The sequence below is a fragment of the Marinifilum caeruleilacunae genome, from assembly GCF_013141825.1.
GTDB lineage: Bacteria > Bacteroidota > Bacteroidia > Bacteroidales > Marinifilaceae > Marinifilum > Marinifilum caeruleilacunae.
In genome coordinates this window covers 59696-68801 of record NZ_RZNH01000036.1, presented here as the reverse complement: position 1 = coordinate 68801, position 9106 = coordinate 59696, and the positions used below count along the sequence as shown (strand labels likewise).

Here is a 9106-nt window from a genome sequence, read left to right as displayed (position 1 = left end):
GGAACTGAAGCCATGACCGTGGCTAATTCTCTATAATCAATAGTTATGCATGGCATTTTAGCTAAGTATCATGCACCTATTGTTAGATAAAAAAGTATCTCTTAATTTTAGGTATCGATTTGTCCAATTAGCTTTGACGTTATACAGTAATTACCAGGTAAGGAAAGATGATTTATGTCGTTAGCCTTGAATCTATCAAGCTCATTTTTATTGTAGGAGGCATTAAACTGCAATAGCCACTTTAATTGTTTGGATACAATTGGCTCTGCAAAAACACTAAGCTCAATTCCTTTATTAGAAATATAGCCTATGTTACGCAGAATTGAATTTGAATATCCACTTCCAGCAGCTATTTGTATCAATCCAATTACATTCTTGTGTTTTAGGTGGTAGTATTCAATACTTGTAGATAATCGATGGTTAAAACTGCTAAAATCAATCCCAATATTGGTTGAATGATGTCTTTCAGGAACCAAATACTTGTTTTTTATATTGCTCTTTCCATGCAAACCGTAGGAAGCTCTCAATGTAAACTCATCAAAAAGAGAGGATGTATTCAAAAACCCTTCCTTGCCTAAGTTCCAGCTAAAGTAAACGCCTGAATAATCAATATGGTAGTCTGAATCCTTTGCTTTGTTTCTTCTATACACTGTACCAATAGTATATTTATCCAGAAACTCTATATCAAACATTCCGCCATATGATTTAAGCTCTCCTTTAGGTCTGAACCACTCTTTAATAATCGATTCACCATATTCCAAATTACGTTCGAATTCTTCGCGAATTGTTTGATTTTGATAGTAAATACCTCCAATTAATTTTGAAACAAAGCCATTTAATTTTAGGTCATAATCAAGCTTAATTTTTTGCAAATTCGTATTGCTTCTATAGTGTGTATCTTCCGAATTGTAAAAAGAATAATTATTCTCTGAATATTCAAATGCCGTTATTCTATCAGCATCGGTAATATTTTTACTTAGCAGACCACTTAAGGCCAAACCATCAATAAAAGGCAAATTATACTTTGCATTAAGCTGCCAATATTCCTGTTTTGTATTAAGTTTATTTTTCGAATTATTTATTCGCCAAAGCGGATTCATACTATACCAACGACCATAGTGTTCATGATAATAATAAGCTCCTGAATTTTCATTTGCAGGTAGAGTCGGATCAAAGCTATAGGCATCAGAAATTGCTTCTTTGTTACCAACATTCTCTTGACTATCAGACAGGTTAGCATTGAAAGTCAGTTGAAGGCTATTAAAAAATTCTTTGCTGATATTTAAATGAATGCTATTTCGTTTGTAATTGCTCTTTTTTAGAACACCATCTTTATTGCTTAGACCAATGCCTAGTCTGTATTTAAACTTGTTAATATTTCCTGCTGCAGATAAATGGTGATCCCTACCAAAACCAGTTCGATATACTTCGTCCTGCCAATCTGTGTCTGAATTGCCCAATAAGTTTAAATCCTCCTGATTTCCCTCTAAAAAATTGATCATCTCCGATCTGTACTCATCAGAATTCAATACATCAATTTGATTTTTACGGAATGAGAAGGATGCAGCATTTGTAAATGAAATATCTAATTTTTTCCTGGTTGATGCTTCTTTCATATTAATCAGTATCACACCATTATGAGCACCTGCTCCAAAAGCCACAGTTTCCGAAGCATTCTTTAAAAATTGAATAGAATCGATATCCTTAGGATTTATTGTACTAAGCAAATTGCCAAACTCATCAGATCCAAAGGTAATGGGCATATCATTTAGGTAAATTAAAGGTTGTTCGTCTCTATTCAACGAAGCGGCACCTCTCATGATTATAGAAAAATTTGCCCCTGGACTTCCATCATATGGAGTAATTTGAACACCACTAATTCTGCCTTTAACCAGATCCTGCCATGCTATAAAATTCCCTTTATTAAAAGGATTTCTTATTGTCTTTATGGTATCACAACTGCTTGATTTAAAATTATTCTTCGAATCTAAGGAATCAATTTCAATTTTTGTTTGCGCTAAACATTCTGCTTTTATACCAATAAAGAGTATAAAACAGAAAATCAGTATACTTAGTAAGTTTTTCATTCGGCTAGTAAAATAAATATTCGCTATATAGTACTTAGCTAAAATAAAAAATATTATTGCCAATAATGGCAGTGAAGAATTTCTTTTGCACAAAAAAACCCGTTCAATACATGAACGGGCTCTTAATTCTTATCATCACTTTTACAGCAATCCACCGGTTTTTCGTAGTGCTCTGCTGTCTAATATTTTTATTTTTCTACCGTTGAGTTCTATCAGCTTATCCGATTTAAATTCCGATAGCAATCGGATTACCGATTCGGTGGCTGTTCCAACCATATTGGCCAATTCTTCGCGTGTAAGAGAAATTTTAAGTGTGCCTTCATCGTTTAAACCGAAAGCATCTTCTAATTGTACCAATATCTCGGCCAATCGTTCTCTTACTGTTTTTTGAGCAATATCGGTAATGTAATTGTTTGCTTCGCCCAGTTCGTTACAGGTAACTTTCATTAACTGTAATGCAAAATTCGAATTTTCCTGTATGAGTTTGGTAAGAATATTTGCAGGGATAAAACACACAACGGCATCTTCGATAACCTTTGCGGAAGTGCAAAAACGTTCATGACTTAATACCGATCTAAATCCAATTAAATCACCCTCTTTTGCAAAACGAATAATTTGTTCTTTTCCTTCTATCCCGGTTTTAAATACCTTTAAAATACCCGAATAAAGAAAAAAGCAACCTTTGGCGAAATCACCTTCTGAGTAGATTACACTCCCACGTTTATGAAAATGTACATCTTCATCCCAAAATAAAAGATTCTGATCGTCAACACCCAGATCTGGAAACTTCACAGCGAATTTCTCAGCCAACTGATTGCAGTTCGGAAGATTAAGATTTTGCTTCATTTCTACTTCTACTGAAAAAACTTTTTATAAAATAGCTTTTAAAAAAACTTCTGCTTTGCTAACAAAACAGCTGCTTTTAATGATTTACTAATTCTAATTTCACCAGTTTTAGAATCAGGTTTAAATATACTAATTTAAGTTTTACTTCTCCAATAGTGATTTGGACTCTTATATCAATTAAATTCTTATTAATTTTAGTAGAAGAAAATATCAAATACCAGGAGTGTTACAAGAGCAGTTTTCGCAAGTGAAATTTGCTGCTTGTAGCTCTAAATATCTTTACACAATGAAACACAAAGTAGAAATGAACTGGCAAGGAAATCTTGCCTATAAAGCAGATATGGACGGACATGAATTGATTACCGATGCCACACCACAAATTGGGGGTGATGGAAAAGGTGTGAGTCCGAAGAAATTAATGCTAACGGCTCTTGCCGGGTGTACTGGAATAGACATGGCCATGATTCTGAAAAAAATGAGGGTTAGTGTCGACGATATTAAGGTATCGGTAGAAGGAGAACTTACCGAAGAACAACCGAGCTACTACAAAAACATGCATGTGATTTATGAATTTTTTGGAACGGATTTACCGCATCAGAAGATCGAACGTGCTGTAAAATTATCGGAAGAAGAATATTGCGGTGTAAGCGCTCTGTACAAAAAAGTGATACCGGTAACTTCTGAAATTATTTATCACGAAAAGTAATGTAAGGAGTGTTCCTTATTAATTATAAGCCATAAAAAATGCCTTTCAAGTTTCATGAAAGGCATTTTTTTATATTTCGATTTGATTTTTTTAGAATCCTGCTGCGGTAAATTGTTCAAGGAATCGAATATCGTTCTCGAAGAACAAACGAAGATCCTTGATACCATATTTTAGCATGGTGATACGCTCGATACCCATACCTAATGCGAAACCTGAGTATTTTTTGCTGTCGATACCGTTTAGCTCCAATACATTTGGATCAACCATACCACAACCTAAAATCTCTAACCATCCGGTTCCTTTACAAACATTACATCCTTTTCCGCCACAAAGCGAACAGGTAACATCTACCTCGGCCGAAGGCTCTGTAAATGGGAAGTAAGAAGGACGAAGTCTGATTTCGGTTTTTTCACCAAAGAACTCTTTAGCGAAGTAAGTCAGTGTTTGCTTTAAATCGGCAAAAGAAACTTTCTCATCTACGTAAAGCGCTTCAATTTGGTGGAAAATACAGTGAGCACGAGCCGAAATTGCTTCGTTACGGAATACTCTACCAGGAGTTAAGCAACGAATTGGCAATTCCATTTCCTGTAAATCGTGTACCTGTACCGATGAAGTATGTGTACGCAAAATTACATCCGGATTTTTCTCGATAAAGAAAGTATCCTGCATATCGCGAGCCGGGTGTTCTTCCGGGAAGTTCAATGCCGAAAAGTTGTGCCAGTCATCTTCAATCTCAGGACCTTCGGAAATGGTAAATCCTAAGCGAGCAAAAATTTCTGTAATTTCGTTTCTCACCAACGAAAGTGGATGACGAGAACCTAATTTTACAGGATCGCCAGACAAAGTTAAATCTAAACCAGACTTGGCAAATTCACCACCAGTAAAACTCTCCTTTAAAGAGTTTACTTTATCCATAGCAACTGTTTTAAGCTCGTTTAAAGCTTGTCCAACAGCTTTTTTCTCTTCATTAGGAACAGTTTTAAAATCGGCAAACAAGGAAGCAATGCTACCTTTTTTACTAAGGTGCTTAATTCTGAATTGTTCTACCTCTTCCAATGTAGTTGCTGAAAATCCATTCAGCTCATCAAGCAGGTTTTTTATTTTGTCAAGCATGATTTTACTTCTTTATTTTTTTCAATAGTGTGCAAAGTTACAAAAACTTTTTTCTCCTCGGTCAAAAGCAAATGGCTAAATACCAAAAGGATTTAATACTGCAGAATTTTTACTTTCATCTTCACATCGGTATAAGGTCGGTCGTTGCCATCGGTTTTCAGGTTTACAATTTTGTCCAATACCTCTAATCCGCTAATTACTTCACCAAAAACTGTATAATTTGCATCCAAATGTGGCACTCCACCAACTGTTGTATAAGCCTTTCTTTGTTCTGGTGTAAATTCCAATTTCTCTCTTGCAGCACTATAATCAAAATCTATCGATTCCTTAATTTTATTGGCAATGGCACGAAACTCCTCTACTTTCTTGGCCTTTTTTAGTGAATCCAGGATCTGTCTTTTCTTTGGCGTAAGATATCGCTTTACAATACGCTTTCGCAAAGGAACGTTCACTTCCTTCTCCATTGCTGTAAGTTCGGCATCGGTAAAAACGCGACCGTGAGCAATGTAAAACTGCGATACGTCTGATTCCTTAAAGATATTTACCTTATCGGGCTGGCGCGGAGAAGCAATGGCTCCTTTCTTATGGAAAAACTTTGGATGGAACTCAGATTCGATAGTTCTGTTTGCATCTCCGTATCCAATCATCTTACCGGCTGGTGCATTTCTCGAATCCTGCGAACCGCCCTGGGCAACAAAACCTTTAATCACACGATAAAAAAGTGTTCCATCGAAATGATCGTTCTCTACCAACTGCAGGAAATTTTGTCGATGCTTAGGCGTTTCCTTGTAAAGCATGATTTTCATATTTCCCATATTGGTTTCGATAAGGATAATTGAATTCGTGCTTTGAGCGAGACTATTTTTCGTAGGAATTAGAAATAAAAACAGTATCAGAAATAGATTTATTTTTCTCATCGTGACTCTTTTAAAAAACTGATCTAATATAAATATCATTGATATGCATCACAAAAAAAGCTCCGAAATAATTTCCGAAGCTTTTGAATCCATATTTTCTGATCTATTGAAGGATCTTCACTTTCATGGAAACATCTTCCAATGGTCGATCATATTCATCTCTTTCGCGCTTGGCAATGCTATCGATAAATTCAATCCCTTCAATTACCTCGCCAAAAACAGTATAGTTACCATCCAAATGCGGAATACCACCCACTGTGGTATAGGCATCAATTTGGTTCTGTGCAAAGCTGATTTTTTGAGTTTCAAAAATAGAATCAACCTTCAATTGAATCTGGTCGATGATTTCGCTCACCTTTTCCATCTCTCCTTCGGCCTGATATTTCATCATCTCCTCTGCATTCTCTTTCTGTACTTTTTCAAATATCCTGTTCTTTACACGATCATTCAATTTGATTAATAAAGTATCCAGTCCACCGGGAGTGTATACAACACCTTGCGCCAGGTAGAACTGCGATCCTGCCGATTTCTTTTCAGGATTTACATCATCTCCTTCGCGTGCAGCAGCAATTACACCACGTTTGTGAATTAATTTCGGATTAAATTCTGCATCAATTTTATAACCTGGTCCACCTTCACCCAAACGTACTCCAGGTTTAGCAGCTTTTGAATCAGGATCTCCGCCCTGAATCATAAAGCCATCTATCACTCTATGAAATAATGTACCATCAAAATAATCGCCATGGGCCAGTTTTACAAAATTATCGCGGTGCAATGGTGTTTCATCATATAGTTTGATTTTAATGTCACCATATTCTGTTTCGATTTCAACAATTCGGTTTTTCTTTCCCAATTCTAATTTTTCTTGGCAGGATACAAGACTTAGTAAAATTGCCAGGTAAAGTAGTTTTTTCATTTGTATAGCTTTGCTGTTATTCGTTTAAATATCCGTTATCTTTAAAATATTCAACAATCGAAGATTTTAATAATTGGTTTTCTTTGTCTTTCGAAAAAGGAGGAACCATTTTGTTCTTTACAAATATAGGCCAATTGTCTTCATCATATCCTTCAATGGAATAATAGTTCCATTTCATTAAAAGGGTACAAGTGGCCAAATCGATATGATCCCACTTTTCTTCTTTGCTATAAGTTTCCTGGAAGCCCAAACCACGTTCTTGTATGCCAATTAAAAGTAAAGTTCCATTTAAATCGGCATCCACATTAAATTCTTCAGAAATTTTATATAAAAGACTATTCCAGTCTCTCTCTAAATTATTCTCCATAGTATCAATTTTTTACGACTGATAAAAATAAGGCTTTCCTCGAAGAATAAGGCCCTCGGGAAATATTTTTTTCATTTTTTTAAAAATTATTCTTGCAGATAAGAATATTCCAACTTATATTTGCATCGCTTTTAAGGGCAAGGGCGATTAGCTCAGTTGGTTCAGAGCACTTGGTTTACACCCAAGGGGTCATAGGTTCGAATCCTATATCGCCCACAAAAAAGCAAAATTTCCCAATAACAAGGGCGATTAGCTCAGTTGGTTCAGAGCACTTGGTTTACACCCAAGGGGTCATAAGTTCGAATCTTATATCGCCCACAAAAAATCGATTCTCATACGAGGATCGATTTTTTTTTGTACCCTTTGTATCTGCCTGGAAGAGTAAAAATCCTTCCACATAAAATTTGTGCTTTGTACAGTGCACTAATAATAGTTTTTATTCTTTACGCCACACTATTCCTACAAAAGCTTACACTTACATCATATTTTTAGTGATTCGTCACAAAAAAATAGCCGTTTACAGTAACCTAATACCAATAATAATAGTATATTGCTTTGGTTTATGATAATAAATCAAAAAAAACAGATTTTTTTCAAAAAAAATTTCATTTTTATTTTATTCATTTTCAGCCACTTATGTGGAAGTTTAATATTTTTTTAAATTTTTTTCACTTTTTGAGGGTTACCTTTTGGCCATAAAGGGAATAAAGGGATAGAAAATATGGATTACACTACCGAAGCGATACTTGAGGGAATCAGTATGAGCAACAATGATGTATTAAACTACATCTACAAAAAGTTCTTTCCGAGTATTCGCAATTTTATCGAGAACAATAATGGGAACGAGGAAGACGCACGCGATCTTTTCCAAGAGGCTATTATTGTAATCTATCGTAAAATGAAAAAAGAACCATTGGTTCTTAGTTGTAACTTTAAAACATACATCTATTCCATTTGCAAACTTTTGTGGTTAAAGCAACTTGAGAAGAAAAAGAACAGTAATGAAATCAATTCGGAAGGAGTCCTGGATAACAGATTAGACGAAGCTTCTGAAACTTTTGACCAAACTGAGAGGTATCGACTTTATCAGAAACATTTCCAAAATCTTGGTCCGGATTGTAAAAAGGTTCTTCAACTTGCTCTAGACAAAATCTCGCTTAAAGAAATTGCCGAAATTATGGGCTACAAGAGCGAGAAGTATGCAAAGAAAAGGAAATATCAGTGTAAACAAATGCTGATAGATAGTATCAAAAGTGATAATGAATTTAAAGAAGTATATGATGAGTGAAATGAATTTTGACCGAATTGAGGATTTCCTTGATGGTGGATTGTCTGACGATCAACTAAAGGAATTTGAGAAGGACCTCCTTGATGATCCAGATTTACAGATGGAGCTGGATTTACACCAAGAGGTTGACGAGGCCATAATGGAAAATGATATTATGGACCTTAGAAGCAAGCTAGAGGCGATTGAAATACCTCCGAAAGAAGAGGAGAAGCGCAAATTTAAATATTTAACCAAGTGGAATATTGTTGCTGCATCATTAGCTCTGTTTATTGGGCTGGGTAGTTTAATGTTCCTGGTGAATAACAAAGGCACTTACTCTAACGAGAAGGTATACAGCAACTATTATAAGCCTTATGAAATCGTAGTGAATACTCGTTCGGCTGATGCCAACATAGACAATATGCTGGTAAACGCCCTTAAGAGCTACGAAGCTAAGGATTATCGCACTGCCCTTCATTTGTTTAAGCAAATATTAGATAAGGACAGCACTAACATTACGAGTAACTTTTATTCGGGTATTTCCAACCTGGAAATCAGCGAATATCATAAAGCGAATAAAAACTTTACCAAAGTTATCCGTCATAAGAATAACCTGTTTATAGAGCAATCTGAATGGTATTTGGGTTTCTGCTACTTAATGACCAACGAAAGAGAAAAGGCCATTGAGCAGTTCAACACCATTGCCAGAGGAAATAGTTTCTACAAAGCGAAAGCACAGGAAATTCTTAATAAACTGGAATAGATTACACTCATTCATCAACACATATATGAAGCCGTTCAATTCAATTGAGCGGCTTTCCTTTTTTGCAGGAACTCAAGCTTATAAATCCATATCGGCACTTTTGCTCTGATTTCTTGACCGGCAT

At 35.5% G+C, this 9106-nt stretch carries 9 protein-coding genes and 2 tRNA genes; 5 read left to right on the top strand and 6 right to left on the bottom strand.

The annotated features are described in order from the left end of the window. Window positions 1-107 precede the first annotated feature (107 nt). Entirely contained in the window at window positions 108-2087 is a 1980-nt protein-coding gene (locus ELS83_RS17540) for a TonB-dependent receptor domain-containing protein (protein ID WP_171596843.1), read from the bottom strand. Window positions 2088-2228: 141 nt separating this feature from the next. Next, window positions 2229-2933, bottom strand: a complete 705-nt coding sequence (locus ELS83_RS17535; RefSeq protein WP_171596842.1) for a Crp/Fnr family transcriptional regulator — start codon at window positions 2931-2933, stop codon at window positions 2229-2231. Window positions 2934-3219: 286 nt separating this feature from the next. Here ELS83_RS17535 and ELS83_RS17530 point away from each other — a divergent pair, with 286 nt between their 5' ends. Continuing rightward, window positions 3220-3639, top strand: a complete 420-nt coding sequence (locus ELS83_RS17530) for an OsmC family protein (protein WP_171596841.1) — start codon at window positions 3220-3222, stop codon at window positions 3637-3639. A gap of 90 nt (window positions 3640-3729) precedes the next feature. Here ELS83_RS17530 and pheS read toward each other — a convergent pair whose 3' ends face one another. From pheS to ELS83_RS17510, 4 genes are all read right to left on the bottom strand, one after another. After that, a complete protein-coding gene (gene pheS, locus ELS83_RS17525) occupies window positions 3730-4752 on the bottom strand; it encodes a phenylalanine--tRNA ligase subunit alpha (protein ID WP_171596840.1) in 1023 nt (340 codons plus the stop codon). Window positions 4753-4844: 92 nt separating this feature from the next. Next, window positions 4845-5669 carry a peptidylprolyl isomerase gene (locus ELS83_RS17520; protein WP_171596839.1) on the bottom strand — a complete coding sequence of 275 codons (825 nt, stop codon included), beginning with the start codon at window positions 5667-5669 and terminating at the stop codon, window positions 4845-4847. 103 nt (window positions 5670-5772) lie between these two features. Then, entirely contained in the window at window positions 5773-6585 is an 813-nt protein-coding gene (locus tag ELS83_RS22465; protein ID WP_171596838.1) for a peptidylprolyl isomerase, read from the bottom strand. A 16-nt stretch (window positions 6586-6601) separates the two neighbouring features. After that, complete coding sequence (locus ELS83_RS17510) at window positions 6602-6952, bottom strand: hypothetical protein (RefSeq protein ID WP_171596837.1); 351 nt, start codon at window positions 6950-6952, stop codon at window positions 6602-6604. 141 nt (window positions 6953-7093) lie between these two features. Here ELS83_RS17510 and ELS83_RS17505 point away from each other — a divergent pair. The 4 genes from ELS83_RS17505 to ELS83_RS17490 all read left to right on the top strand — a co-directional run bounded on the left by ELS83_RS17505 (window position 7094) and on the right by ELS83_RS17490 (window position 8982). Next, window positions 7094-7168 (top strand) — tRNA-Val (locus ELS83_RS17505). Between the two features lie 27 nt (window positions 7169-7195). After that, a tRNA-Val gene (locus ELS83_RS17500) sits at window positions 7196-7270 on the top strand. Between the two features lie 403 nt (window positions 7271-7673). Then, a complete protein-coding gene (locus ELS83_RS17495; RefSeq protein ID WP_171596836.1) occupies window positions 7674-8240 on the top strand; it encodes an RNA polymerase sigma factor in 567 nt (188 codons plus the stop codon). Continuing rightward, window positions 8233-8982 (top strand): tetratricopeptide repeat protein, encoded by a 750-nt coding sequence (locus ELS83_RS17490; protein ID WP_171596835.1) that lies wholly within the window; start codon window positions 8233-8235, stop codon window positions 8980-8982. The genes ELS83_RS17495 and ELS83_RS17490 overlap by 8 nt, the downstream gene beginning before the upstream one ends. Window positions 8983-9106: the final 124 nt, after the last annotated feature.